The 24,931-nt window shown below is 73.0% G+C and carries 12 protein-coding genes and 37 pseudogenes; 30 read left to right on the top strand and 19 right to left on the bottom strand.

Translation table 11 applies throughout. The annotated features are described in order from the left end of the window. Positions 1-2 precede the first annotated feature (2 nt). The 14 genes and pseudogenes from UK94_RS09480 to UK94_RS45750 all read right to left on the bottom strand — a co-directional run. The gene (locus UK94_RS09480) at positions 3-1,073 is read right to left on the bottom strand and encodes a PD40 domain-containing protein (protein WP_011604369.1); all 1,071 of its coding nucleotides are present in this window, start codon (positions 1,071-1,073) and stop codon (positions 3-5) included. Positions 1,074-1,568: 495 nt separating this feature from the next. Next, a partial coding sequence (locus UK94_RS45810; protein WP_268761280.1) for an MFS transporter occupies positions 1,569-2,380 on the bottom strand: 812 nt, incomplete at its 3' end. A gap of 247 nt (positions 2,381-2,627) precedes the next feature. Further along, positions 2,628-2,773, bottom strand: a pseudogene (locus UK94_RS45805) (alkaline phosphatase family protein); the annotation flags it as partial. 1 nt (position 2,774) lies between these two features. Then, a pseudogene (locus tag UK94_RS45800) lies at positions 2,775-2,844 on the bottom strand (hypothetical protein); the annotation flags it as partial. Position 2,845: 1 nt separating this feature from the next. Beyond that, positions 2,846-2,948: pseudogene (locus UK94_RS45795) on the bottom strand (acid phosphatase); the annotation flags it as partial. 1 nt (position 2,949) lies between these two features. Next, a pseudogene (locus UK94_RS45790) lies at positions 2,950-3,109 on the bottom strand (acid phosphatase); the annotation flags it as partial. Position 3,110: 1 nt separating this feature from the next. Then, a pseudogene (locus UK94_RS45785) lies at positions 3,111-3,304 on the bottom strand (acid phosphatase); the annotation flags it as partial. A 409-nt stretch (positions 3,305-3,713) separates the two neighbouring features. After that, a pseudogene (locus UK94_RS09465) lies at positions 3,714-4,443 on the bottom strand (DUF4097 family beta strand repeat-containing protein); the annotation flags it as partial. A gap of 1 nt (position 4,444) precedes the next feature. Next, positions 4,445-4,490 (bottom strand): hypothetical protein (locus UK94_RS45780; RefSeq protein WP_268761279.1); only part of this gene is annotated, 46 nt, incomplete at its 3' end. A 1-nt stretch (position 4,491) separates the two neighbouring features. After that, positions 4,492-4,586 (bottom strand): annotated as a pseudogene (locus UK94_RS73270) (hypothetical protein); the annotation flags it as partial. Positions 4,587-4,704: 118 nt separating this feature from the next. Further along, the gene (locus UK94_RS45775) at positions 4,705-4,959 is read right to left on the bottom strand and encodes a YlcI/YnfO family protein (RefSeq protein ID WP_235487298.1); all 255 of its coding nucleotides are present in this window, start codon (positions 4,957-4,959) and stop codon (positions 4,705-4,707) included. A 729-nt stretch (positions 4,960-5,688) separates the two neighbouring features. Further along, positions 5,689-5,881, bottom strand: a pseudogene (locus tag UK94_RS45770) (cytochrome P450); the annotation flags it as partial. Between the two features lie 43 nt (positions 5,882-5,924). After that, positions 5,925-6,662, bottom strand: a pseudogene (locus UK94_RS45755) (cytochrome P450); the annotation flags it as partial. Between the two features lies 1 nt (position 6,663). Continuing rightward, positions 6,664-6,909: pseudogene (locus UK94_RS45750) on the bottom strand (cytochrome P450); the annotation flags it as partial. Between the two features lie 187 nt (positions 6,910-7,096). Between UK94_RS45750 and UK94_RS45745 the strand changes: the two are divergent. The 6 genes and pseudogenes from UK94_RS45745 to UK94_RS45720 all read left to right on the top strand — a co-directional run. After that, positions 7,097-7,639 (top strand): annotated as a pseudogene (locus UK94_RS45745) (hypothetical protein); the annotation flags it as partial. A 1-nt stretch (position 7,640) separates the two neighbouring features. After that, a pseudogene (locus UK94_RS45740) lies at positions 7,641-8,101 on the top strand (polysaccharide deacetylase); the annotation flags it as partial. Between the two features lie 173 nt (positions 8,102-8,274). Further along, positions 8,275-9,020, top strand: a pseudogene (locus UK94_RS75925) (cytochrome P450); the annotation flags it as partial. Position 9,021: 1 nt separating this feature from the next. Then, positions 9,022-9,194, top strand: a pseudogene (locus UK94_RS45730) (cytochrome P450); the annotation flags it as partial. 1 nt (position 9,195) lies between these two features. Further along, a pseudogene (locus tag UK94_RS45725) lies at positions 9,196-9,248 on the top strand (hypothetical protein); the annotation flags it as partial. A gap of 1 nt (position 9,249) precedes the next feature. Then, positions 9,250-9,540: cytochrome P450 (locus UK94_RS45720; protein WP_235487195.1), on the top strand; the 291-nt coding region annotated here is incomplete at its 5' end. Positions 9,541-9,636: 96 nt separating this feature from the next. Here UK94_RS45720 and UK94_RS09440 read toward each other — a convergent pair. The 4 genes and pseudogenes from UK94_RS09440 to UK94_RS09430 all read right to left on the bottom strand — a co-directional run. Further along, positions 9,637-10,637 (bottom strand): annotated as a pseudogene (locus tag UK94_RS09440) (cytochrome P450); the annotation flags it as partial. A 349-nt stretch (positions 10,638-10,986) separates the two neighbouring features. Continuing rightward, positions 10,987-11,420 (bottom strand): annotated as a pseudogene (locus UK94_RS45710) (FAD-dependent oxidoreductase); the annotation flags it as partial. Between the two features lies 1 nt (position 11,421). Then, positions 11,422-12,141, bottom strand: a pseudogene (locus tag UK94_RS73265) (FAD-dependent oxidoreductase); the annotation flags it as partial. A 235-nt stretch (positions 12,142-12,376) separates the two neighbouring features. Continuing rightward, positions 12,377-13,336: a PDR/VanB family oxidoreductase gene (locus UK94_RS09430; RefSeq protein ID WP_231861646.1), complete on the bottom strand. Its 960-nt coding sequence runs from the start codon at positions 13,334-13,336 to the stop codon at positions 12,377-12,379. A 150-nt stretch (positions 13,337-13,486) separates the two neighbouring features. Here UK94_RS09430 and UK94_RS73260 point away from each other — a divergent pair. From UK94_RS73260 to UK94_RS45620, 24 genes and pseudogenes are all read left to right on the top strand, one after another. Beyond that, a pseudogene (locus UK94_RS73260) lies at positions 13,487-13,586 on the top strand (hypothetical protein); the annotation flags it as partial. Position 13,587: 1 nt separating this feature from the next. Continuing rightward, positions 13,588-13,941, top strand: a pseudogene (locus UK94_RS45705) (acyl-CoA dehydrogenase family protein); the annotation flags it as partial. Between the two features lies 1 nt (position 13,942). Beyond that, a pseudogene (locus UK94_RS45700) lies at positions 13,943-14,236 on the top strand (acyl-CoA dehydrogenase family protein); the annotation flags it as partial. Between the two features lies 1 nt (position 14,237). Next, a partial coding sequence (locus UK94_RS45695) for an acyl-CoA dehydrogenase family protein (protein ID WP_268761266.1) occupies positions 14,238-14,686 on the top strand: 449 nt, incomplete at its 5' end. A gap of 220 nt (positions 14,687-14,906) precedes the next feature. After that, the gene (locus UK94_RS09420; protein WP_063822635.1) at positions 14,907-15,449 is read left to right on the top strand and encodes a PaaI family thioesterase; all 543 of its coding nucleotides are present in this window, start codon (positions 14,907-14,909) and stop codon (positions 15,447-15,449) included. Further along, a pseudogene (locus UK94_RS75920) lies at positions 15,446-15,746 on the top strand (alpha/beta hydrolase); the annotation flags it as partial. The gene UK94_RS09420 and the pseudogene UK94_RS75920, both read left to right, overlap by 4 nt. A 1-nt stretch (position 15,747) precedes the next feature. Next, a partial coding sequence (locus UK94_RS09415; RefSeq protein ID WP_235487194.1) for an alpha/beta fold hydrolase occupies positions 15,748-16,450 on the top strand: 703 nt, incomplete at its 5' end. A 274-nt stretch (positions 16,451-16,724) separates the two neighbouring features. Continuing rightward, positions 16,725-17,948, top strand: a complete 1,224-nt coding sequence (locus UK94_RS09410) for an ABC transporter ATP-binding protein (RefSeq protein ID WP_055749507.1) — start codon at positions 16,725-16,727, stop codon at positions 17,946-17,948. Positions 17,949-18,041: 93 nt separating this feature from the next. Further along, positions 18,042-18,524: pseudogene (locus UK94_RS45685) on the top strand (extracellular solute-binding protein); the annotation flags it as partial. 1 nt (position 18,525) lies between these two features. After that, positions 18,526-19,083 (top strand): annotated as a pseudogene (locus UK94_RS45680) (extracellular solute-binding protein); the annotation flags it as partial. A 1-nt stretch (position 19,084) separates the two neighbouring features. After that, positions 19,085-19,436 (top strand): annotated as a pseudogene (locus UK94_RS45675) (ABC transporter substrate-binding protein); the annotation flags it as partial. An 83-nt stretch (positions 19,437-19,519) separates the two neighbouring features. Further along, positions 19,520-19,732 (top strand): annotated as a pseudogene (locus UK94_RS45670) (metallophosphoesterase); the annotation flags it as partial. Position 19,733: 1 nt separating this feature from the next. After that, positions 19,734-20,264: pseudogene (locus tag UK94_RS45665) on the top strand (metallophosphoesterase); the annotation flags it as partial. 87 nt (positions 20,265-20,351) lie between these two features. Beyond that, a pseudogene (locus tag UK94_RS45660) lies at positions 20,352-20,801 on the top strand (sugar ABC transporter permease); the annotation flags it as partial. Position 20,802: 1 nt separating this feature from the next. Further along, a pseudogene (locus UK94_RS45655) lies at positions 20,803-20,999 on the top strand (sugar ABC transporter permease); the annotation flags it as partial. A 30-nt stretch (positions 21,000-21,029) separates the two neighbouring features. Beyond that, a pseudogene (locus tag UK94_RS45650) lies at positions 21,030-21,090 on the top strand (hypothetical protein); the annotation flags it as partial. Between the two features lies 1 nt (position 21,091). Further along, positions 21,092-21,320: pseudogene (locus UK94_RS45645) on the top strand (sugar ABC transporter permease); the annotation flags it as partial. A 136-nt stretch (positions 21,321-21,456) separates the two neighbouring features. Then, positions 21,457-22,036: pseudogene (locus tag UK94_RS45640) on the top strand (carbohydrate ABC transporter permease); the annotation flags it as partial. Position 22,037: 1 nt separating this feature from the next. Continuing rightward, positions 22,038-22,278 (top strand): annotated as a pseudogene (locus UK94_RS45635) (carbohydrate ABC transporter permease); the annotation flags it as partial. A gap of 234 nt (positions 22,279-22,512) precedes the next feature. Beyond that, positions 22,513-22,592: pseudogene (locus tag UK94_RS73255) on the top strand (VOC family protein); the annotation flags it as partial. 1 nt (position 22,593) lies between these two features. After that, positions 22,594-22,866: VOC family protein (locus UK94_RS09385; RefSeq protein ID WP_235487193.1), on the top strand; the 273-nt coding region annotated here is incomplete at its 5' end. Between the two features lie 216 nt (positions 22,867-23,082). Next, positions 23,083-23,950: pseudogene (locus UK94_RS45630) on the top strand (DUF222 domain-containing protein); the annotation flags it as partial. A 1-nt stretch (position 23,951) separates the two neighbouring features. Continuing rightward, positions 23,952-24,005, top strand: a pseudogene (locus UK94_RS45625) (hypothetical protein); the annotation flags it as partial. A 1-nt stretch (position 24,006) separates the two neighbouring features. Beyond that, on the top strand, positions 24,007-24,516 hold a 510-nt coding region (locus UK94_RS45620), incomplete at its 5' end, for an HNH endonuclease signature motif containing protein (RefSeq protein ID WP_235487192.1). A gap of 67 nt (positions 24,517-24,583) precedes the next feature. On the opposite strand, the pseudogene UK94_RS45615 reads toward UK94_RS45620, so the two are convergent. Further along, positions 24,584-24,930 (bottom strand): annotated as a pseudogene (locus UK94_RS45615) (acetyl-CoA carboxylase biotin carboxylase subunit); the annotation flags it as partial. Between the last annotated feature and the right edge of the window lies 1 nt (position 24,931).

Below are 24,931 nucleotides of genomic sequence, written 5' to 3'. Positions count from 1 at the left end.
GGTCAGCCGACCACGGCGGGAGCCAGCGCCGCCGTGGTCAGGCGCCGCGGGCTGCCGCCGCCGTCGGCGGGCACGGCCCACAGGTCGCTGCCGTAGTCGCCGGGCAGGGCATAGGCGAGGGTGCGGGCGTCGAGCCAGAGCGCCTGGTCGTCGACGTTGCGCTGCTCGGCCAGCGCGGTCTCGCGCATGGTCCGCAGGTCCAGGACGGTCAGCCGCCACGGCGCGTCGACGGGCAGGCTCGCCACCCGCTTCTTGAACGCCAGCCGGGTGCCGTCCGGGGACAGTGACGGGCATTCGACGTTCGCCCGCAGGGTGGTGACCGTCCGGGCGGCGACGTCGCCGCGGACCAGGTAGGTCTGCCCGCCGGTGGCGAGCGTGGCGTAGAAGTGGGTGTCGTCGGCGAACGTCACCCCCCAGTAGTTCGCGTCGGGGCTGCGGTAGGTCCGGCCGTCCCGGACGATCCGGTAGTCCTCCAGGGTGTCGTCCAGCCGCCAGGTGCGGGTGTCGAGGATGGACGTGCGGGTGGAGAACGCGGTGCCCGCGTAGGAGTCGCCGCTGACGAACACGGTCCAGGCTGCCATGCGTCCGCTCGGCGAGACCCGGGCGCGGGTGGGGATGCCGCCGAGCGGATAGTCGCGCCGCTCGCGCAGGTCCGCGCCGAGCACCACCGCCCGGTAGCTCTCCCCCACCACGCCCGGCACTCGGCGCAGGCAGATGCCGGTGCCGCCGGCGGCGTGGAACCGCAGGCAACGCACGCCGGAAGCGGTGCGGGGCCCGGCCGGGTCCGCGGCCGGCACGGACACCAGCTCGTCGCGGTGCGGACCCCACGCCGTCGAGCGGAACACCAGCCGCTCCCCCGCCGTCGCGCTCGCCGCCCCGCTCGCCGGCGCGGTGGTGCCCGCGCCGGCCGCAGCGGTGAGCACGACCCGCCCGGGCCGGATCACGGGCCCGCCGGCCTGTTGGTCGTCACGTCGCGCGGCGCGCCCGGAGGCGTGCACCACGGCCGCGGTGGCGACCCCGGCGAGCACCACGACGACCGCGACGAGCACGGCGAGACGAGCCCGGATGCTCACCAGGCCTCCTGCCCGGACCGCGGCGCCGCCGGTGCAGGAGGCGGCGCCGCCCGCCCGGGACGCAGCGCGACGGCGGCGGCGGTGCAGGCCGCGAGTGCCACGGTGGCGGCGGCCAGGGCGCTACGGTCACCCCAGGCCGTCCAGGCGGCGCCGAACAGCAGCGAGCAGGCGAAACGCGCGCCCACCTGCCCCGTCTGGACCAGGGCCAGTCCGCTGGAGCGCAGCCCTGCCGGAACCGACCCGGCCGCGGCGGCCATGAGCACCCCGTCGGTCGCCGCATAGAAGGCGCCGTGCAGGACGAGCACGACGACGCCCACCGCCGTGCCCCCCACCGCCCTGCCTCCCGCCACCGTGCCTCCCACCGACGCGAGCAGGAGGCCGTACGCCGCGAGCAGGCCACCGTGCCCGGCGAGAAAGACGCGCCAGCGGCCGAACCGGTCGGCTGCGCGTCCCAGCGGGACCGCCAGCAGCAGGAACGACGCGGACGTGCCCAGNGGCAGCAGCGGAAACCACGCGCCCGACAGGTTCAGGTCGCGTTGCAGAATCAGATACAGGAACGAGTCGCTGACGGTGGCGAGGCCCAGCAGCAACGCGCACAGGGCGAGCCGGCGCAGCGCGCGGTCACCGAGCAGCCTCACGGCGGCGCGCAGGGACACAACCGCCTGTTCGCCCCGCCCGCTCTCCGTCTCCCCGCTCTCCGTCGGCCCACTCCCCGTCGGCCCACTCCCGGCGCGCTCACTCCCGGCCGGCTCGGGTTGGGTCACGCGACCGGGTACGAACAGCAGCAGGACGACGACCCCGGTCGCCGCGACGCAGAAGCTGACGGTGAACACCGCGTCGAACCCGTCCGCGGCCGCGTGCATCACGACGACCGCGACGACCGGGCCCAGCAGGGCACCGGCGGTGTCCATCGCCCGATGCACGCCGAAGGAACGGCCCTGGGCCTCGGGCGGGGCGGCCAGCGAGATCATCGCGTCCCGCGGGGCCGTGCGCAGCCCCTTGCCGGTGCGGTCCACCGCGAGGACGGCGCCGATCCCCGCCAGGCTGTGCGCGATCAGCAGCGCCGGCTTGCACAGCGCGGACAGCCCGTAGCCGAGGGCCGCCATCGCCTTGTGGCGCCGGCCGCGGTCGGCGAGGTGGCCGCCGACGAGGCGGACCAACGCGCTGGCGCCGTTGTAGATGCCGTCGAGCAGGCCGAAGCCGAGCGGGGACAGGCCCAGCCCGGTCACCAGGTACAGCGGCAGCACGGCGGTGACCATCTCGGCGGAGACGTCGGTGATGAGGCTGACCGCGCCGAGGACCAGCACGGTGGCGGGCACGGCCCGCCGCGCGAGGTGCGATGGTGGGCGGCCCGCCGGCTCGGGGGATGCAAGTTCCGGGGATGCCAGTTCCGGGGATGCCGGCGCCCGGGTCGCCGGCGGCGGGGCCGGCAGGCCCGGGGTCGCCCCCGGGCCTGCCGGTCTGGTGCGGGTGTCCGCGACGTACACCGGCCGTTAGCTCCAGATGCCGGTGATGTCCGACGCGCTCGACGCGTTGCCGGCGTGCGTCGTCAGNCCGCCGAGGTCCTCCAGGGTGCGCAGCAGGTTGTAGTGGTTGTAGGTCGTCGACGTGCTGCTGCCCGCGGTGACGTGCTGGCCGTAGAACACCGTGGGGATGCGGTTGCCGCTCTGCGAGTTGTCCTCGTCGAAGGTCACCACGAGNACGCTGTTGTGGGTCTTCGCCCAGGTGGCGTAGGCGCCGAGGTTGTTCTGCAGCCAGGTGTCGCCCGTGGNGACCGAGCAGTCGTGCATGTCGTTGCACAGGTTCGGGATGACGAACGAGACCTTCGGCAGCGTCGAGTAGTTCGTCGGGAACTGGGCGAAGGTGTGCGCGGTGNTCGTCGGCACGTTACTGAAGGCGAACCACGGGTTGTGCTTGCGGGCGTACTTGGTGGCGCTGTTCGTGCAGACCGTCGACCCGGCCGACGGCAGGCCCTCGTTGTAGCTGCCGAACGTCTTGCCGGCGGCGATGAGTTCGGAGCCGAGGTTGGCGGCGCTNCTGAATCCCGGGGTGTAGCAGGCGTCGTCGGTGATGCCCTGGGTGCCGCCGGAGAACAGCGCGACGTAGTTGGGCTGGCTGGGATGGGTCAGGGCGTAGGACGCGGTGAGGTTCGCGCCGCCGCTCTTCAGCGAGTTGATGTAGGGCGCACTCGACGATCCGATGACCTGCGAGTAGCCGTGGTTCTCGAGCATCACGACGACGACGTGGTCNGGCGCGGGCAGACCCGCGGCCTGGGNGGGGGCGGCAGCCCACACTCCGAACACGGCGGCCGCCAGGCTGGCCGCGCCGAGGGAGCCCAGCGCCAGGCGCGAACGCCGGACACGGGTGAGAACGGACAAGGTGAGACCTCCGGCAGTTACGAAGGAATCAGCGCGGGCCCTCGCTGAAGATCCAGGTCAGGTTAGGGGGTCCACGGACCGTGGTCAGTACTGCGCAGAGGAAGAAGAGTTAAACAGGCGGGCACGCTGCGACATCCCCGCGTCACCCGTTCATAACCTGGCTCGGAGTTGCCTGGGCCGAGGTAGGCCGATCGATTCGGACAAAGATCTCCAAAAAAATACCATCACTACGGACGAACTATTTCCGGAAACCAGGTGTCGGCTACTTGGCCAAGGCGGACGACCGGACGGGCCGGGAGCGGTGAACCAGGATGTTGCCGCGGCCGGAGAGGGCGTGGATCTCGACGGTCTCGTCGGACGGTTCCGGGCGGTCGACGGCGGCGATCTCGCTGCGCACGGTGCCGTCACCCGAGCGGAGGTCGAGCAGGGCGGTCGTGCCCTCCCGCACGCCGATGTCGAGCCGGCCGGATCCGGTCACCAGCGCCACCGCGCCACGCACGACCTCACCGAGACGGATGTCGGCCGAGCCGGTCCGGGCGTCGACGCTCGCCAGCGCCCGGTCGACACTGATGGCCCCGGCGGCGGTGGCGAGCCGCACGTCGTCCGCCGCCTCGCCGAGGGCGATCACGCCGCTCGCCGCCTGGACCAGCACCGGGCCGTCGAGCCGCTGGATCCGGACCGCGCCGTTCGCGGTCCTGACCTCGGCATGCCCCCGGCAGCGGCCCACGCTGACGTCCCCGTCGGCGGTGCGCAGCCGCAGGTCGGCGGCCTCGTCGAGGTCGATGCCGCCGCGGGCGGTCTGGACCGTGCAGTCACCCAGACGGCCCGTGGCCACGACACCCGTCCCCGCGCTCGCGTCAAGGCGCGAGCCGGCGGGCAGGTCGACCGTCACCTCGACCGCCTCGCCGGTCCCGAACAGCGAACGCAGGCGCCTCCTGGGCGCCCGGATCGTCAGCCGGCCGTCGGAGTACTCGACGGTGGTCTCCCGGGCGNCCTGCACGTCGGCGTCGTGGGCCGCCTCGGCCGGGCGCACCTCCACNACGGTGTCGGCGCGATCGCCCGCCCGGACTCGCAGGCTCCCGACGCCCAACTCGACGACGGCGAGGATCGGTTCGGGGGTGTCGAAACTCGGCATGGTGCAGCTCCTTCTCCAGTGATCGGCCGGGAGTGATCGGCCGGGAGTGATCGGCCTTCGTTGATCGGCCCTGTGTCGTCGACCCGACCCCATGCGATCGGCCGGGCCCCGTGACTGGCTAGCGGACCCATCCGCGGTACCGGCGCCCGTGCTGGTCGGCACCCGGCAGCCCGGGGCGTGCGGCTCCGGCGCCGGGGTCGAGCGCGGCGCCGACGGCGCGCACGAGCCAGGCGTTGACGGACAACCCCTCACGCTCGGCCGCCTCGTCGATGCGCGGCCTGAGGTGCTCCGGGACGCGCAAGGTGATCCGCGACGTCCGCCCCTCGTCACCCTCCCCCGCCGCCGGCCCGGTCCCGCCCGAACCGGTCCCCACCAGCCCAGCCCCGGTGGCCACCACCCCGGCGGACGGCGTGACGCCAAACGTGACGTCATCCTCGGCGCGCAGGACCGCCGGCGGCGGCGTCACCACNAAGTCGGCATCGCGGCCACGCAGCCGCACCTCGACCGACCCCGGCGCCAACTCACGGCTGATCTCGTCCGCCGCCGCCGACAACGCCTCCAGCAGGGCAAGCCTGGTGGCCGACTCCAACGGCCCGACGAGCCGCTCGGCCAGCGCACGCGCGTCCGCGCCCCCCACCTCCGCGGCGACGGCGAGCTCCCGGCGCAGCTCCTCCACATACGACCCAAGGTCCATGACGCCAGTATGACGTCATCTAGACGCCAATGGCAAGCCCCGATGACGCCATCAGCTGATGGCCCAGTCCACATCACCCTCTGCTCGCGGCCGGCGCGGGCAGCATCGGCGGCGGATCACCGCGCCGGTCGGGGGCCACTGCGACGGTGCGTCGGTCACGAACCAGTCACGCGGGACTTCGTCGTGCGGTCGGAGCCGTCCAGATCGAGGACTGCCGTTCGGCTGCTCACCGGCATGGGTGGCGANCATCAGGCACAACCGGTGTGGGAGTTGATGTCTCCTGCCCGGTACCCGGCATGGCTGGCAGCGGGCTGCCCGTGAGCCACGGGGCGACCGCGGTTCCGCGGNACCGCCCCACGGCACCTCGCCAGCCGACAGCGTGGCCGCCCACCGAGCTGCGCTGCAGGATCAACCGGCGGGGTGGAGGCGGATCTGGAGGGCGTCGACGCCGCGGACGGCGAGGTGGGGGCGGTAGGTCGGCTCGGCGACGATCTCCAGGCGGGCGACGCGGTCGAGCAGGGCGGTCAGCATGGTCTCGGCCTCCAGGCGGGCCAGCGGGGCACCGAGGCAGTAGTGCAGGCCGTGGCCGAAGCCGAGGTGGNGGGCCGCGGGGGNGGACGCCGAGGCGTAGCGGGTGAGGTCGNACCGGTCGGGGTCGGGGAAGGCCGCGGGGTCGCGGTGGGCGGCCCCGGCGACGAGGATGATGCCGTCCCCGGCGCGGAACGCCTGCCCGGCGAGGTCGGTGTCGGTGAGCGCGGTGCGTCCCGTCCACTGGACGGGCGGGTCGTGGCGCAGCGTCTCCTCGATCGCCGCCGGCACCAGCGTCCGATTCGCCTGCAGCGCCGCGTACTGGCCCGGGTCCCGGGCGAGGGCCAGCACGGCGTTCGCGACCAGGTTCACGGTCGTGTCGTAGCCGGCGACGAGCAGCAGGACGCAGATCTCGAGCAGCTCGTCCGCGCCGAGCCGGTCGCCCTGGTCCTGCACGGCGATCAGGTCACTGAGCAGGTCGTCCGCGGGTTCGGCGCGGCGGCGGGCGATGAGCGCGGTGAAGTAGTCGGCGAACGCCCGGGTGGCCTCGGTGCGCTGGGCCCGCTCGACCGGGTCGAGGACCTGGTCGGGGTCGAGTCCGCGGGTCAGCGCCGACGCCCAACCGCTGAAGACCTTCTCGTCGTGTGCCGGAACCCCGAGCAGCGAGCAGATGACCCGCAGCGGCAGCGGCCGGGTGAAGGCCTCGACGAGATCGACCTCGCCGCGGTCGACGGCCGCGGCGAGCAGCTCGCCCGCCAGCGCCTCGGCCATCGGGCGGAACCGGGCGATCCGCGCCGGGGTGAACGCCCGGCTGACCAGGCGACGCAGCCGGGTGTGCGTCGGCGGGTTCGCCCNCAGCATCGAGCGCAGGCCCTCGTCCTGATCCGTTACCGGACGAAACGCGCTGGTCTCCATCGGGACGTGGCCCCAGGCGGGATCCTGCAGGACGGCGACGCAGTCGGCGTGCCGGGTCAGCACGCCGATCCGGGCCGGGGACAGCCAGTGGCAGCGGGCCGACTCCCGCAACGTCCGGTAGAGCGGATAGGGATCGCTGCGCCACCGCGGATCGAAGATCTCGCGCGCGCCACCCGTCTGCGCCACGCCACCGACCTCTGCGAAACCACCGGTCTCCGCCACGTCACTGACCTCGGCCACACCATCGACGCTAGGCCGCGCAGACACGACTGCCGCACTCGATATCCGCTTCTTATCGACCGATGCGGAATTCCCGCCGCAGCTGAACCATGCGCGGCCACAACGGGTGGCCTCCGTGCGGTCGGNGCCGGCCATGACACCATTGTCGGGGGCCGGATCGTGGGATCCGGGTGGTCGGCACCGGATCGTCGGGGCCGGATCGGGGGACTGTGCCATGCCGGCATCTCGCCGTGCGCTGGTCACCGGGGTCGCCGCGATGACATTCGCTGCCCTCGCCGGCTGTGGAACCGGCCGTTCCGCGGCCGGTACCGGCGGGCCAGGCGCGCCAGGGCCGAGCCGTCCCGCGGCCGGCGCCGACGGGCCCGGGCCGCACGATCGGCCGCTTCCCCTGGAGGCCGGCCTCGCCGCGACGCCGGCCGGGGTGGGCCGCGCCGAGATCGTCGCCCGCTACGGCGGCCTGCGGCCGCGTGCCTGGGCACTGGACCTGCCCGGGACGATCACCCGGCTGCCCGGCGCCGGCAGGACGCTGGCGCTCACCCTCGACGCCTGCGGTGGGCCCGGTGGCAGCGGCTACGACCAGGGACTGATCACCACGTTGCGCCGGTACGGCGTTCCGGCCACCCTCTTCCTCAACTCCCGCTGGATCGCCGCGAACCGGCCCGCCTTCGCCGACCTCNCCGGCGACCCGCTGTTCGAGATCGGCAACCACGGCACCCTGCACCGGCCGCTGTCGGTGTCGGGCCGCTCGGCCTACGGCATCCCCGGCACCCGCGATGCCGGCCAGGTCTACGACGAGGTCGCCGGCAACCATGCCACGCTCACCGGCCTGCTCGGCCGACCGCCCCGACTGTTCCGTCCGGGTACGGCGTACAGCGACGACATCGCCGCCCGCATCGTCGGTGACCTCGGCGAGACGATCGTGTCGTTCACGGTGAACGGTGACGGTGGCGCCACCTACAGCGCGGCCCAGGTCCGCGCCAGCCTGCTGGCCGCCCCGCCCGGCTCGATCGTGATCGGGCACATGAACCATCCCGGCCGCGGCACCGGACCCGGCGCGGCGGCGGCCCTGCCCCGCCTGCTCGGCGCCGGCTTCCGCTTCGTCCATCTTCCGGCCGAGCTGGAAAGCCTGCGCGCCTGATACCCGCTCCTTATCGACCGATGAGAATTGCCCGGCCCGCGACAAAGAGCCCTTGACCGGCACCGACGCCGGACCCACGATGACGCCGCCACCTGCATTTCTCCGCGCGCATACCCGTGTTCCCGGTACCGCAGGTCCGAGGGACGGAAGGCGCATACGAAGGAGCGGGATTCATGACCACAGCGGAGATCGACGGCGACCGGGTCGACGCCCACCGTGTTGTCGACGCCCACGACGTGTTCGACACCGCCCACCGGATCGATCCCTACCCTCGGTACCGCCGGCTGCGCCAGGCTGGCAGCCCGACCCCCGTCCGCCTGGGCGACGCCGAGGTGACGCTGATGTCCCGGTTCTCGGACTGCGCCGCGGTGTTGCAGAGCCAGGCGTGGGGCCACGGCAACGTCGACCGGCTCAGCCCCTTCTGGGACCAGCAGGCGAGCCTGCCCGGGTCGTTCATCCGGATGGACCCGCCGGACCACCGGCGGCTGCGCACGCTGGTCAACAAGGCGTTCAGCGCCCGGATGGTCGCCGACCTCACGCCGATGATCACCAGCCTGGTCGACACGCTGGTGGACCGCGCGCTCGCCGCCGGCGGACTCGACGTGATCAGCGGCCTGTCCGCGCCGCTCGCCCAGGCGATGGTGGGTCAGCGGCTGCTCGGGGTGCCCGCGGCCGATGCCGAGATGCTGCGTTCCTGGGAGCTGGCCATCGCCCGCGGCACCGACCCCGACGCCCTGCTGTCCGCCGAGGACGCCGCCCGTCGCGACTCCGCCGGCGCGAACGTGGTCGCCTACCTTCAGGACCTCGTGGCGCGCCGCAAGGCGCACCCCGAAGACGACCTTCTCAGCCGGCTCGTCGCGGTGGAGGAGTCCGGCGAGGTGCTCACCGCCGCCGAGGTGCTCGGCATCTGCGTGCTGCTNCTCGTCGCCGGGATGGAGACGTCGATCAACCTGGTCGGCAACGGCATCCTCGCCCTGCTCGCCCACCCCGACCAGCTGGCGCTGCTGCGCGCCCGGCCCGAGCTGGCCCCGTCGGCGGTGGAGGAGATCCTGCGCTACGACACGCCGACCCAGTTCACGATGCGGGTCGCGCTNACCGACACCACCGTCGGCGAACGCCGCTTCCGCCGCGGGGACGGGGCGATCGTNCTGATGGGGTCGGCGGGCCGGGACACCGATGTGTTCGACGGCGGCGAACGCCTCGACGTCACCCGCTACGCCGAGCCCGGCCGCTCGCCGCGCCACCTCGGTTTCAGCCTCGGCCTGCACTACTGCCTGGGCGCGCCGCTGGCCCGGCTGGAGGCGACGACCGCGATCCGCACGCTGGTCGAGCGCGCGCCGGCGCTGTCGCTGGCCACCGACGAGCTGTCCTACCAGCCGAGCCTCATCCACCGTGGGCTGAGCTCGCTGCCCGTCGACCTCTCCCCCGCCGCGGCCTGAACCGGCGAAGGCCGGCGCCGCCCCCGGTCATGGGTCCCGAGGATGGCGCCGGCCTTCCGCGTATCGCGTATCCCGCCTGCCCGCGGAATGTGGAACTCAGGCGGCGTGGAAGCGCGTGGGGAGTTCGGCCAGGCCGCGGATGAGCATGTTCGGCTTGTACGGCGGCGTGTCGGTGAGCAGCTCCATGTCGGCGACCCGGTCCAGCACGCCGGCGAGCAGCAGCTCCATCTCGAGTAGTGCCAGCGGCGCGCCGAGGCAGTAGTGGTGGCCGAGGCTGAACGACAGGTGCCGGGCGATCGGCTTGGAGGTGTGGAAGCGGGTGACGTCGAGCCGCTCCGGGTCGTCGTACACCAGCGGGTCGCGGTTCGCGCACGCGATGAGCGCGACGATCCCCTCACCGGGGGCGAAGACCTCGCCGCCCACGACCAGCTCGCGCTTGGCGGCCCGGGTGTTCATGTGGATGGGCGAGTCGTAGCGCAGCAGCTCGTCGACCGCCGGCCCGATCAGCTCGGGGCGCTCCCGCAGCAGCGCGACCTGGTCGGGGTGGCGGATCAGGGCCATCATCCCGTTGCCGACGAGGTTGACCGTCGTCTCGTGGCCGGCGATGAGCAGCGTCACGCAGGTGCCCAGCAGCTCCTCCTCGGTGAGCCGGTCGCCCTGCTCCTCGACGGCGGCGAGCTGGGTGATCAGATCGTCGCCCGTCGCCTCCCGGCGCCGGCGGGAGACCAGGGCGCGGAAGTACGACAGGAACTCGGGGATGGCACGGTTGCGCTCGGCGAGCGCCTCCGGCGTCATCAGCACGTCGGGGTCGAAGGCCCGGGCCAGCGCCTGCGACCAGACCTGCACCAGCGGATGGTCCTCGGCCGGCACGCCGAGGATCTCGCAGACCACCGTCAGCGGCAGCGGGTAGGCGATGGTGGCGATGAGGTCGAACTCGCCCTGCCGCAGCGCGTTGTCGAGCAGCTCGTCGACGAGCGCGGCGATGCGGGGCCGCAGCGCCGCCACGGTCCGCGCGGTGAACGCCTTCGTCACCAGGCCGCGCAGCCGGGTGTGGTCCGGTGGCTCCATCCACAGGAACGACGCGGGGAACGCCTCGGNGGGGATGGTCGGGTGGAGCTGGTGGGGCTCGCGGTCGTGGCCCCACTCCTGGCTGCCCAGCACCGCCGCGCAGTCCGCGTAGCGGTTGGCGAGCTTGAGGTCGAACGGCCCGGTGTGCAGCGGTCCGGCGGCGCGCAGTTCGGTGTAGATGGAGTAGGGGTCGTGCCGGTTCGCGGGGTCGAACAGCTTCGCGAGCAGNCGGGNNCCCGNCTGCTCGGGGGACGACTCGTTCGGTGGGACGTAGGCCTCGGACGACGCGGGTTGGACGGTGACCATGCTGAGCTCCTTCTACGACTGCTCGTGGTGGGGGACGGCCAGGCGGTCACGGACAGTGGGCGCGGCGGGGGNGATCGCCCGCGGGGCGCCGGGAGCGAGCACCCGGGCGGCCAGCGCCGGGCGCAGCAGCGCGGTGGGCGGCTCGGCGAGGTGGACCACGCGCATGAGGGTCCGGGCGACGGCGGGATCGCGATGTGCGCGGCGCTGCGCGCGGGCCGCGTAGCTCCCGGTAACCCGGCCCCGCAGGGTGCGCCGGCCCGCCACCGCCGGGTAGCGCAGGTCCGACGAGGTCGCCATGTCCCACGCGACGTCGAGGACGGGGCCGACCGCGCGGTAGAAGCGGCCCGGCAGCCCGCGCAGACCCCCGCTCAGGCAGTCGCGCAGGACCAGCGCCTGCTGGGCGGCGACCGTCATGCCCTGCGCGTAGAGCGGGTTGAAGCTGCACAGTGCGTCGCCGATGACCACGATCCCGTCGGGTGGGCGGCGCACGGCCTCGAAGTGCCGCCNCACCGATTCCCGGAACCGGTAGGGCACGGCGTCGGTCAGGGGCGTCGCCGTGCCGATGAGGTCGGCGATGTCGGGGGCCGGCAGCCGCCGGGCGAACGCGCGGAACCCGTCGTCGTCGGTGGGGGGATGCTCGCCGAGCAGGCCCGCGAGGGTGACGATCCAGCGGTCGCCCTCGACGGCGGCCGCGCCCCCGCCGCGCAGGCCCGGGGTGGTGGAGATGATGACGCTGAGGTCGCCGCCGAGGTGCTCGGGGCGACGCTGGTAGATCCGCGAGGCGTAGCCGAGATCCACGGTGACGCGCGACGTCGGCGGCGCCGGGTGCCCGGCGGCGGCAAGCCAGTCCAGCGAACGGGAGTTGCGGCCGCTGGCGTCGACCACCAGGTCCGCGGCGAGCACCGTCGACGCGCCGTCGCCGGCGCCGGCACGGATCCGCACGCCGGTGACGGACTCATCCGCCCCGACGCCGACCAGCCCGATCACCGCGGTCCGCGGCAGCAGGCGGACGCCGGGCAGGGCCGCCGTGCGCCGGCGCAGCTCGCGTTCGAGCAGCGGCCGGCTCGCGAGCACCGACGTCAGCCCGGTGGAGACCGGCCCGACGCGGCGCCCCTGCAGGTACCAGCGCCCGCCGACCAGCGCCTCGCTCGTCGGCGCCCCGGCGGCGACGAGCCGCGTGACCAGGCCGGGGTGCAGCTCCTCGAGGATCTCCCGCCCACGGTCCATGAGCGCGTGCAGGTGCCCGGCCTGTGGCACCCCGCGGCGGGCACCGAGACCGGCGCCCAGACCGGTGCCCAGACCGGCACCGAGATCGCCCGTGTCGCCGGTGCCGGGCAGGTCGTCACGGTCGAGGACGCTGACCCGGTCGAAGGACTCGCTCAGGACCCGCGCGGCGAGCAGGCCGGCGATCCCCGCCCCGAGGACGACGGCATNCCCGGCGCGCGGTGTCGAGGTCGATCGGTCAGAGGTCAAGGGTCAGCCGCTCCGAACGCGCCCGCGAGACGCAGATCATCATCGTGGTGCCGGTGGCCTGCTCCTGCGCCGACAGCACCGAGTCCCGGTGGTCGACCTCGCCGTCGAGCACGGTCGTCTCGCAGCTCGCGCAGGTGCCCTCGCGGCACGAGGAGGGGACGTCGAGCCCGGCGCGGTCGAGCGCGTCGAGCACCGACTGGTCGGCCCGTACCCGCACCAGCCGTCCGGAGCCGGCCAGCAGTACGTCGAAGGCCCGCTGCTCGGCGTCGTCCGCGCCGTCCGTCGGGCGGGGGCGGAACCGCTCGATGTGCAGGCTGCCGACGCCGCGGGCGGCGAACGCCCGCTCGGTGGCCGCCAGCAACGGCTCCGGCCCGCAGCAGTACAGCCGCGAGTCGTCGGCGAGCTCGGCGACGATGTCCTCGACGGGCAGCAGGCCCTCGGTGTCCTCGGGCAGCACACGCACCCGCTCGGAGTGGCGGGCGAGTTCGGGCAGGAACGCCATCCGCCGCCGCGCCCGACCGCCGTAGTACAGCCGCCAGTCGGCGCCGCGGCGCTCCAGCTCGTGCAGCATCGGCAGCAGCGGCGTGATCCCGATGCCGCCGGCGACCAGCCGGTAGGACCCGCCGGCCACCAGCGGGAAATTGTTTCGCGGGGCGCCCACCTCGATTTCCGTGCCCGTCACGACCTGTTCATGGAAGTAGCGCGACCCGCCCCGGCTTTTCTCCTCCAGGAGCACCGCGATTCGCCATGACCGGGTATCGGACGGATCACCGCACAACGAGTACTGGCGGATCTCCCCTCCCGGTACCCGAATATCCACGTGGGCGCCCGGAGCCCAGGTGTCGAGAGCCTCTCCTTGCGGGTCCACCAGCACGACTACCAGCACGTTCTCTGCTGCCAGGGTCGCGGTGTCCACCCGCAGGACCGTCCAGCGAGATACCGAACTCACCGTCAAACCGTCGCATGCCAGGCATCGGGTGAACAGCGATCAATACAACGGCAATCACCCCATCGAAAACGTCGATGGCCGACGACCGAACGCGCGGGACACGGCAACAATGACCCCGCACGCANCACTTTTATACCGGTGGGAGCAACCGTGAGCGAGACAATCGTCAGGCCCTCCGAAGCATCGAGTCCGCCGGATCCCGTGCTGTTGGCGGAACGCACCGCGCGGTTCGTCCGCGACGTCGTCGTCCNCGTCGAACGCGAGATCGTCGTCGACGGCCGCCGGATGGACGACGCGCTGCGGCTGGAGCTGGTGGCGGCCGCCAAGGACGCCGGGGTGTTCGGCCCGCTGTCGCCCGTCGAGTACGGCGGCTTCGGCCTGGACTTCCGCGGGCAGGCGCACGTGCTCATCGCCGCGGGGGCGAGCCTCGTCGGGCCGCTGGCCCTGCACTGCTGGGCCCCGGACGACGGCAACATCCACCTGCTCGCCGACGCCACCACCCCGGCCCAGCGCGAGCGCTACCTGGCGCCGCTGGCCGCCGGCGAGGTGCGTTCGTCGATCGCGATGACCGAACCGGCGCCCGGCACCGGATCCGACCCGAGCATNCTGCGCACGCTGGCCACCCGGGTGCCCGGCGGCTGGTCGATCACGGGCGCCAAGCACCTCATCACCGGCGCGGACGGCGCCGCGTTCACGATCTGCGTCGCGCGCACCGACGCCGGCCCCACGATGTTCCTCGTCGACGCGGACAACCCGGGGATGCGGGTGGTGCGCCGGATGCCGACGCTGGACTTCACCAGCGCCCCCGGCGGCCACTGCGAGGTCGCCTTCGACGACTGCCGCGTCGACGACGACGCCGTGCTCGGCGAGGTCGGCCTGGGCCTGGAGTACGCCCAGGCCNGGCTGGCCCCGTCCCGGCTGACGTTCTGCATGAACTGGCTGGGCCTCGCGGTCCGCGCGCACGTGCTGGCCGCCGAACACGTGCTGGGCCGCCACTCCTTCGGCGCCCCGATCGCCGAGCACGGCATGGCGCAGGCCCTCGTCGCCGACAACGAGATCGACCTCGCCGCCGCCCGCGCCCTCGTCCACGCCACCGCCGCGACCCTGGACCTCCAGGGCGCGACCAGCTCGGCGGCCCGCCACGACGCCGCCATCGCGAAGACCTTCGTGTCCGAGGCGGTGTGGCGGGTGCTGGACCGGGCGGTGCAGCTCTTCGGCGGGCTCGGCGTCTGCGAGGACCACCTCGTCGCCCGCTTCCTCGTCGAGGCGCGCGCCTTCCGCATCTACGAGGGCCCCTCCGAGGTGCTGCGGGCCTCGGTGGCACGGCGGGTGTTCCGCCGCCTCGGCTAGTCCGGTCGATCTTGGTGTTCCGCGGAACCGCGCGTCGCGTCCCGGTCCGGGCTACGACTGTCCTGGCTACGACTGTCCTGGCTGCGACTGTCCTGGCTGCGATCGTCCTGGCTGCGACTGTCCTGGCTGCGAGCCGACTCTCGTGATCATGGTGTTCCGCGGAACCGCGTCAGGCGATCCGTGCCCATCAGCGGCATGTCCATCAGCGGTAGGAGACCCAGTGAGCAACCCGTCAGTTCTGAGCCCGGCAGCACCCGGATTCGCGGTCTTCGCCCAGCCGGGGAACGCCGTGGACTTCGCGCACATCCGGCGCATGGCGAACACGGTGGTGCCGTTCGGCGCGTTCGTCGGCGTCGAGGTGACGGAGGTCGACGCCGACCACGCGGTCGTGGAGATCCCCGACCGTCCCGAGCTGACCAACCAGTTCGGCACCGTGCACGCCGGCGCGCAGTTCCTCGCCGCGGACATCGCCGGGGCGTGCGCGTTCGTGGGGGCGACGGCGGCCCGGATCGCCGACGTGGAATGGCTCGTCGTACGCGACAGCTGGTCGTCGTTCCGCCGGCCCGCCCGGGGCCTGGTGCGCGCCGTGGGCACCGTCGACGAGCGCGCGGTGCGCCAGGTGCTCGCCGCCGGCCCCGGCGAGCGCGTCGACCTCGACGGCAAGGCGGTGCTGCACGACGCCGCCGGCGCGCTGGTCGCCACCTTCCGCTTCGCCTACGTCGCCGAACTCGCCGCCCCGGCCGGCGCCCCGGCCGCCCCGTGACCGGCCCGACGCCCGGGACGGCGCCCGGCCCGACAAGCGGCCCGGCAAGCGGCCCGGCAACCGGCCCGACAACCGGGACGACAACCGGCTCCGCGCCGCCGCGCCGCTCGGAGTTCTCGGCGTTGGAGGCGCTGCGGGTCGACAGCGTCGGGGGCGTGTCGTTCGTGCTGCGGGTGCTCCCCCACGCCGACCCGGACGCGCCGGTCGTGCTGATCCTGCCCGCGATGGCGCTCAAGGCGAAGTTCTACCTGCCGATCGCGCGGGCGCTGCACGCGGCGGGGCTGTCGGTGGTGACGANGGACCTGCGCGCCCAGGGCGAGTCGACGCCCGGCCTGCACGACCAGCCGACCTTCGGCTACCGCGAGCTCATCGAGGTCGACCTGCCGCGGGTGCTGGCCGCCGTGCGGACGCGGTTCCCCGGGTCGCGGCCGTACCTGTTCGGGCACAGCCTCGGCGGCCAGATCGCCCTGCTGCACGCCGCCGCCGCAGCGGCCGAGCAGCGCCACGGGACCGCCGACGGCGGGATCGCCGGTGTCTGCGTCATCGGCACCGGGACCGTGTACTGGAAGGCGTTCGGCTTCCGCCGGTGGGCGGAGGCGCTGTACTCGATCCAGACGATCGGCCTGGTCGCGCAGGTGCGTGGCTACTGGCCGGGCGGCATGCTCATCGGGGGCGCCATGCCCGGGCGGGTGATGACGGACTGGGCCCGCCACTCCCGCACCAGCCGCTACCGGCCGCACGGGACGACCCGTGACTACGACCGGCTGCTCGCCGAGCTCGACCTGCCGGTGCTGGCCATCTCCCTCGACGACGACCGGTTGGGACCGAAGTCGAACGTGGACTTCCTCTGCCGCCGCATGCCCAGAGCCCGGCTCGACCGCTGGCACATCACCGCCGCCGCCGGTGTCGCCCACCGCGATCACTTCGCCTGGACGAAGGATGCCGCCGTCATCGGCCCGGCGGTCGCGGCCTGGATCCGCGACCGCCGCCGACCCGAGTAGCCGGCCCGATCAGCCGAAAACCTCTCGCGCGATTGGAACCGCCAATCGGGGGCGGTCACCGACATATTCGTCGCGATCCGTTCACCAACGATTCACCGAGACCTGCTGAACTGCATCTGCCCGTCGACACGGAATTAATCGACACGTATACGGACCGGGTGCCGGGAATTCACCGGCCAGAGACAACCCGGTCCGGCACTGGTCCGGCCCCGGCGCGCGCAGGGACATAGAACAGCTTGTTTGGCAGATGCCGCCGGATCCGAGGGGGGAACCAGTGAGCCGCATTACCGTCGAAAACGTCACGCGCCGCTATGGTGACGTGCGGGCGGTCGACGGGGTGAGCCTCGACGTCGCCCACGGCGACTTCCTGGTCCTGCTCGGCCCCAGCGGCTGCGGGAAGTCGACGCTGCTGCGCATGATCGCAGGTCTGGTTCCGCCCAGCGACGGCCGGGTGCTCGTGGACGGCAACGACGTCACCGAGACCCCGGCCCGCGACCGCGACCTCGCGATGGTGTTCCAGAGCTACGCGCTTTACCCGCACCTGACCGTCGAGCGCAACATCGGGTTCCCGCTGCGCGCCCGTAAGCAGCGCAAGGCCGACATCCGTCGCCGCGTCGCCGAGGTCGCCGACATCCTCGACCTCGCCGCGCTGCTCGACCGCCGGCCGCGGGAGCTTTCCGGCGGCCAGCGCCAGCGGGTGGCGCTCGGCCGCGCCCTGGTCCGTGACCCCGGCGCCTTCCTGATGGACGAGCCGCTGTCGAACCTGGACGCCCAGCTGCGCACCGCGACCCGCACGGAGATCACCGAACTGCACCGCCGGCTCGGGCGGACGTTCGTCTACGTCACCCACGACCAGGTCGAGGCGATGACGATGGCGACGTCGGTCGCCGTGCTCAACCGCGGCCGCCTGGAGCAGCTCGGGACGCCGACCGAGGTGTACGACGCCCCGGCGTCGGCGTTCGTCGCCGGGTTCCTGGGCTCCCCGCCGATGAACCTGCTCGACGCCGAGATCGTCAGCCGCGACGGCCGGCTGCACGCGGTCGCCGCGGGCGTGGACGTTCCCCTGGGTCAGGGTGAGCCGGGCGACCAGGTGCAGCGACCCGCCATCCTCGGCGTCCGCCCGGAGCACCTGAGCCTGCGGCCGGCGTCGAGCGACGGCACGCCGCCCGAGGCCGGCGCCCCGAACGGCGCCGTCCCCGACAGCGCCGCCCCCGACAGCGCCGCCCCCGACAGCGCCGCCCCCGCGGCGGCGCTGCGCGGCACCGTACGCACGATCGAGAACCTCGGCAGCGAGGAGATCGCCCACTGCCGCGTCGGCGCGGCCGAGGTGGCCGTGCGGGCCCGCCGGCCGGCCGGCTTCACCGTCGGCCAGGCCGTCGTCCTCACCGTCCGCCCCGAGCACACCCACCTGTTCGACCGGGAGTCGGGACGCCGGCTCGTCTGGCAGCCGGACCGGGACGCCCAGATCCCGGCTGCCCGTGTCCCCGTCGCCACCTGACGTCACCCGTCTCGCACGCCACCGGCCCCGCGCATCGCCGGGCGCCCACCACAGCTCACCCGCTCGCACCGTCACCTCGCCGAGGAGCAGCACGTGAAAAGACCGTTCGCCCGGAGATCGTTCTCCCTGGTGGCCCTGTCGGCCGCCACCGCTCTGTCCGTCCTGGCCGCCTGCGGCTCGCCCGGCGGCGGTGGCGACGACGTGGCACCGAAGGCCACCAGCAAGATCCCCGAGCTCGGCAAGGACCAGAAGGTCTCCATCGTCTTCGAGAGCTACAACTTCGGTCAGGCCGGCGCCTGGACCGACACCTTCAACGAGCTGATCGGCAAGTTCGAGAAGGCGCACCCGAACATCCACGTCACCGCGCAGAAGCCGCAGGGTTCCAGCCCGAACCCGGCCACCGACACGGTGTCGAGCCTGCAGAGCCAGATCGCCGCCGGCTCGCCGCCGGACGTCGTCCAGCTCGGCTTCAGCGACCTCGACTTCGCCATCCACTCCCTGAAGGTGAAGTCGCTGGACGACCTCGTCGGCAAGGACGCCGTCCAGGCGAACTTCGACGGCGCCAAGTACCCGTACNCCAAGACCGCGCGGACCCTCGGTGACTGGGACGGCAAGACCTACGGCGTGCCGTTCGTCTTCTCCACCCCGGTGCTGTACTACAACGCCTCCATCTTCCAGCAGGCCGGGCTCGACCCGGCGAAGCCGCCGAAGACGTGGGACGAGGCGCGCGCGGACGCCAAGGCGATCGTCGACAAGACCGACCACGACGGTGTGTACCTCGACTGCCTCACGAAGATCGCCAAGGACTGGTGCTTCCAGAGCCTGGTGCGCTCCAACGGCGGACGGGTGATCTCGGAGAACCGCACCACCCTGACCTACGCGCAGCCCCCCGCCGTCCAGGCGGTCCAGATGGCCCAGGGCCTGGTCAAGGACGGTCTGACCCCCGTACTCGGCCAGAAGGAGGCCTACACGAGCTTCGCCGCCGGCAACGTCGGCATGATCCTGGAGACCAGCTCCGTCCAGGGCACGTTCGTCAAGGGCGCGAAGGGCAAGTGGGACCTGCGCGCCGCGGAGATGCCGAGCTTCGGGGCGAAGCCGACCGTCCCGACGAACTCCGGCGCGTCGCTGTTCGTGCNCTCCAACGACCCGGCCAAGCAGCGCGCCGGCTGGGAGCTGATCAAGTTCCTGACCAGCGAGGACGCCTACAAGACGATCTCCACCAAGATCGGCTACCTGCCGCTGCGGACCGGCCTCGTCGATGACCCGAACGGCCTCGCCGACTGGGCCAAGGCCAACCCGCTGGTCGTGCCGAACATCGCTCAGCTCGACCGGATGGAGCCGTGGATCTCGATTCCCGGCGTCAACTACATCCAGGTCCGTGACGGGATGATGGAGGCGGTCGAGAAGATCGTCTACCAGGGCGCGGATGCGCAGTCGACCCTGACCGCCGCCCAGAAGCAGGGCACGGCACTGCTACCGAAGGCGTAATCCGNTGACCACGACCGGACCGGCCGAGNTGACCCTGATCCAGGTGAGCGACACCCACCTGCTGCCAGCCGGCCAGCTGATGNACGACCGCGTGGACACCTTCGCCCTGCTGGAGACGGTCGCCGCGACGGTGGCGTCCTCGACCGGTCCGGTCGCTGGGATCCTGCTCACCGGCGACCTCGCCGACGACGGCTCCCCCGCCTCCTACCGGCGGCTGCGCCAGATCATCGACCCGCTGGCGGCCACGTTCGACGCGCCCGTCGTCTACGCGATGGGCAACCACGACGAGCGGCTGGNCTTCCGCGCCGAGCTGCTGGGCGGCGCCGGCGTGCCCGTCGGCCTCGACGGACAGGCCGGCGAGTGGTCGACCGACCATCCCTGCGACAGCGTTCACCTGGTCGACGGCCTGCGCCTGGTCGCTCTCGACTCCACCACGCCGGGCCGCCACGACGGCTGGCTCACCGACGCCCAGCTCGCCTGGCTGGCCGACGTGCTGGCCACCCCGGCGCCCCGCGGGACCCTGCTGATCGTCCACCACCCGCCGCTGCCCTCGCCGGTGCCGACCGTCCACCTGCTGCGGCTCGCCGCCGCCGAGCGGCTCGCCGACGTCGTCGCCGGCACCGACGTCCAGATGATCCTCAGCGGGCACGCCCACCACGCCGGCGCCGGCGCGCTCGCCGGCATCCCCGTCTGGGTCAGCCCCGCCCTCGCCTACGACACCGACCCGCTGCCGCCCGACGGTCGGCTGCGGGGCCTGCTCGGCGGCGGTTTCAGCCGGATCGACCTGATCGACGGCCAGTTCGTCGCCACCGCGATCCCGCTGTCTCCNGCCGGTCAGGTCTACGACAACGACCGGGCCGAGAGGCTGGAGTTCATCCGCAGCCTCACCCCGCAGTCCACCCCGGGCTGAGCGGGATGTTCGTCGAAGTCGCTCCCCCCACGCTGCCGGCGCCGATGGTGGCGCCGGCAGCGGCCGGGGGCCGGCGCCGGACCGCCCGGCGCCTGACCCGCCGCCTCGGCCGCGGCGTCGTGCCCTACCTGTACCTCGTCCCGGCGTTGGGCATGCTGATCGTCTGGATCTACCGCCCGTTGGTGGAGACGGCGAACTACTCGTTCTACTCCTGGAACCTGTCGCCGACGCAGCCCGCGACCCCGGTCGGCTGGCACAACTACCACCGCCTGTTCACCCTGCCCGAGCTGGGCGGATCAGTCTGGCGCACCCTGTTGATGATCATCGGCCTGCTGCCGTTCACGATCGTCATCCCGGTCGTGGTGGGGCTGCTCTCCCGCGAGGTGCGGGGCCGGGCGCGCAGCGTCTACCAGGCGCTGATCTTCCTGCCGTTCCTGGTCGCGCCGGTGGCGAGCNCCGCGGTCTGGCAGTGGCTGCTCAGCCCGCGCACCGGGGCGGTGAACCGGGCGACGGGCTCGTCGGTGAACTGGTTCCACGAACGGTGGCCCGCCCTGATCGCGATCACCGGCATCACCGGCTGGCACGTCCTCGGGTTCGCCGTGGTCGTGGTCGCCGCCGGCCTCGCCTCGATCAACGGCGACTACGCGGAGGCCNCCTCCGTCGACGGGGCGTCGCGCTGGCAGATCACCCGCTGGCTGACGCTGCCGCTGCTGTCCCCGACGCTGATGTTCCTGCTGCTGTCCANGGTGCTGCTGTTCGCGCCGCAGTGGACGTTCCCGCTGATCGACACCCTCACCCAGGGCGGTCCGGTCGACGCCACCACCAACGTCTACTACCTGCTCTGGGAGTACGGCATCCAGAGCTTCGACGCCGGCCTCGCCTCGGCGGCCGGAGTGGTGTTCTTCCTCGGGTTCGGGCTGGTGGCGGCGGTGCTGCTGTGGATCTCCGAGCGTGTCACCATCCACGACGACTGAGAGGGCGCCCGTGACACTCGCCACCGAACCGTCGGTGTCCGCGCCGGCGCCGCCCGAGGGCGCCGGCGGCGCCGGCGCGGGAGCCGGCGTTCCCGCGCCGGGCGGCGCGCCGGTGACCAACTTCGACGCTCCGCAGATGCCGGGGGGCCGATCGAGGACGCGCGTCGTCGTCGGTCATCTCACGCTGGCCCTGCTGGGCCTGGCCTGCGTGTTCCCGATCTACTGGCTGTACGCGACGTCGCTGCGGCGACCGAACGACGTCTACGAGGTCACCCCGCTGCCGTGGCCACTGTCCGTCGACAGCTACCGCACGGCGATCGACGAGGTCGACGTCCTGCGGCTGCTGGTCAACACCACCGTCGTCGCGGTGCTCACGGCGCTCGGCCAGCTCCTGACCAGCCTGCTCGCCGCCTACGCCTTCGCCGCCTGGAACTTCCCGCTCAAGCGGGTGCTCTACCTGGCGTTCGTCGGCAGCTGGCTGGTGCCGTTCCAGGTCGCCATGCTGCCGAACTACGTGCTGCTGCACCAGCTCGGGCTGCTGAACACGCTGTCCGGGGTGATCGTCCCGAACATCGTCTCCGGGCTCGGCGTGCTGCTGCTACGCCAGCACCTCGACAGCTTCCCCAAGGAGCTGCTGGAGGCCGCGCGGATGGACGGCCGGTCGTCCTGGTCGACGCTGTGGATGGTGGTCGTGCCGAACCTGCGCGCGGCCCTGGNGGCGTTGGGCATCCTGCTGCTCGTCAACTCCTGGAACGAGTACTTCTGGCCGGCGCTGGTCCTGCAGCGGCACAACGACGTGCTACAGCTCGGCATCCGCAGCTTCATGAGCGCCACCGAGGGCGACGACTGGGGCCCGCTGACCGCGACCGCCGGCCTGGCCTGCCTGCCCATCTTCGTGATCTACCTACTGCTGCAGCGCCACGTCGTCAGCGGCTTCGTCCGCTCCGGCCTGCGCTGAGGACCCGTGCCGCGCGGGGGCGGGAACCCGACTCCCACCCCGCGCGGCACGTCCACGTCCACGTCCGCCTTCGCGTCCGCCGTTCCCGGGGGCGGTTCCGCGGAACCGCGATCGCTGCAGGGGCTTCTGCCTCCGGAGCCCGGTCCTCACGACTTCCCCGCGATCAGGACGGGGGCGAGGCGAGCGATGGTGTGGTGCCAGNCGGACCGAGCGCCGTCCTGGGAGGATGGCGGCATGGAACGTGTGCAAGGCATCGGTGGCTACTTCCTGCGGGCCGTCGACCCGGCGGCCCTGAGCGCGTGGTACCGCGACTGNCTGGGCCTGGACGCCGACGACAACGGCCTGTGGCACCAGACGGCCGGGCCGACGGTGTTCGCGACGTTCGACGCCGACACCGACTACTTCGGGTCCCGCAACCAGCAGACCATGCTCAACTTCCGGGTCCGCGACCTGGACGCGATGCTCGCGCAGCTTCGCGCCAAGGGTGCCGACGTGGCCGCGCAGACGCAGGACATGGCGGGCGTCGGTCGCTTCGGCTGGGTCACCGACCCGGCGGGCAACCGGATCGAGCTGTGGCAGCCCACCTGACCACGTCGTCCTCACGCGGGCGGCGACGCGCGCTGGTGACCCACCGGGCTGTCGCCGTGAACCTCGCTCAGGCGCGGGCAGCACGCCCGTCACTCTGAGCCGACGCGGCGCTGTGAACCATGCCGCGCTGTGAACCATGCCCCGCAACGGATCACGCGACTCTGTGGATCATGATGGGTTTTCTGTCGGTGGCGGGTGGGACGATGGCCCGGTCCGATGATCGACGACACCCCTGGCCCGGTGATCATGATGATGGCAACAGCGGCAGCTCCTGCTCCGAAGTCCTCGACGTTCCCGCCCGTTCTGGAGGTGGACGTCGAGACGGCCCCGTTGGGGGAGGTGGAGGAGGTGATCTGCCGCTGGGCGGGGCGGATCGCGGCGGCGACCTGCGGTTGGCTGACGGCGTTGGCGGCGTTCGACCGGCGGGAGGGCTGGTCCGGGATCGGCATGGGGTCGTGCGCGCGCTGGCTGGCCTGGCGGTGCGGGATCGGTCTGCGGACCGCACGGGAGCATCTGGCCACCGCGCACGCGTTGGAGCGTCTCCCCGCCCTTCGTGCCGCGTTCGCCGCCGGCACGCTGTCGTACTCCAAGGTGCGGGCGGTGACCCGGGTCGCGGAGCCGGCGACCGAGCAGACCTGGTTGACCCACGCCCGTTTCTGCAGCGCGGGCCAGATCTCTCCCGAGGAGGGTGCCCGGCTGATCGCGGCACTGGACGCGGCCCGGGCAAGCCTCGAGGACACCACCCCTCCCCCTGCGGGCACCAGGACGAACGACGACGCGGCCGGCGGCGGTGGTGGTGCGGCAGGCGACAGGGCGGCAGGCGATGGCGAGGCGGACGGGGCCGGGGTGGAGGCACTGCCCGCGGACGGAGAGAGGGTGACCACGTCGCGGGACCGGCAGCGGGATGCCGATGCGCTGGTCGCCCTGGCCGAGGGCTTCCTCGATCGGCCCGCGCCCGGCCTGACGACTCCCGGCCACACCCTCACGGTGCACCTCACCACCCGCCCCGACAGCAACGCCCAGCCCGGCGTGGAGGGCGATGCCAGTGCCCCGGACGTGAACGACCGTGCTGCGGGCGACGCCGNCGGGCTGCCGGCGACACCACTGATCGGGATCGGAGCCTGGGCCGGGGTTGACGGNGGGATCGGACTGTCCCCGCAGGTCGTGCAACGGCTCGGCTGCGACGGGATGATCCGCGCATTGCTCACCGACCCCGACGGCAACCCCCTGCATCTCGGCCGCCGCCAGCGACACCCCGGCCCCCGACTCCGCGACGCCGTGTACGCCCGCGACCAGGGCCGCTGCCAGTACCCCGGCTGCGGACACACCCGCTGGCTCCAGACACACCATCTGACCGACTGGGTCGAGGGAGGCGACACCGACATCGACCGGCTACTCCTGCTCTGCACGGCCCACCACCACGCCATCCACGACGAGCACATCCACCTCGACCGCACCCCGGACGGCACCGTCACCGCCTGGATCCCCGACGGCCGCGCCCTCACCGACGGCCCACCCATCCTCCCCGGCCCCGAACCCGCCACCATGCTCGCCCGCGCCACCCGCCACGTCACCGCCACCGCCATCCACACCGAGGACGGCGGCCGACTCAGCCTCCTCGACTCCATCCACGCCCTCCTCAACCCCTGAGGAGCGAACCGCGGGGCCGGTTCCGCGGAACCGTGGAACCGAAGGGCCTCTGCACCACCGGTTCCGGCTAGGCCACTCGGGACTCGGCCGGGGCGAGAAGGGTCGCGGCGAGCGAGGTGTCGTGCTCGGCCGCGCGGAAGCGCGGGTGGTCGAGCGCGTCGGCGAGGAAACCCGCTGTCGTCGCCACGCCGGCGCCCACGACGCGGGTCTCGGCGAGCGCGCGCCGCATCCGGGCGATGGCGCCGTCGCGGTCCGGCGCCCAGACGACGACCTTGGCCAGCAGCGAGTCGTACAGCGGCGGGATCCGGTAGCCGGCCCTCAGGTGGGTGTCGACGCGGACGAACGGGCCGCCGGGCAGGTCCAGTTCGGTGACGAGCCCCGGGGTGGGGCGGAAGTCCCGGGTGGGATCCTCGGN

The sequence above is a fragment of the Frankia sp. AvcI1 genome, assembly GCF_001420875.1.
GTDB lineage: Bacteria > Actinomycetota > Actinomycetes > Frankiales > Frankiaceae > Frankia > Frankia alni.
Note: the sequence above shows the minus strand (reverse complement) of the source record. Positions and strands in the feature narration are given on the sequence as shown.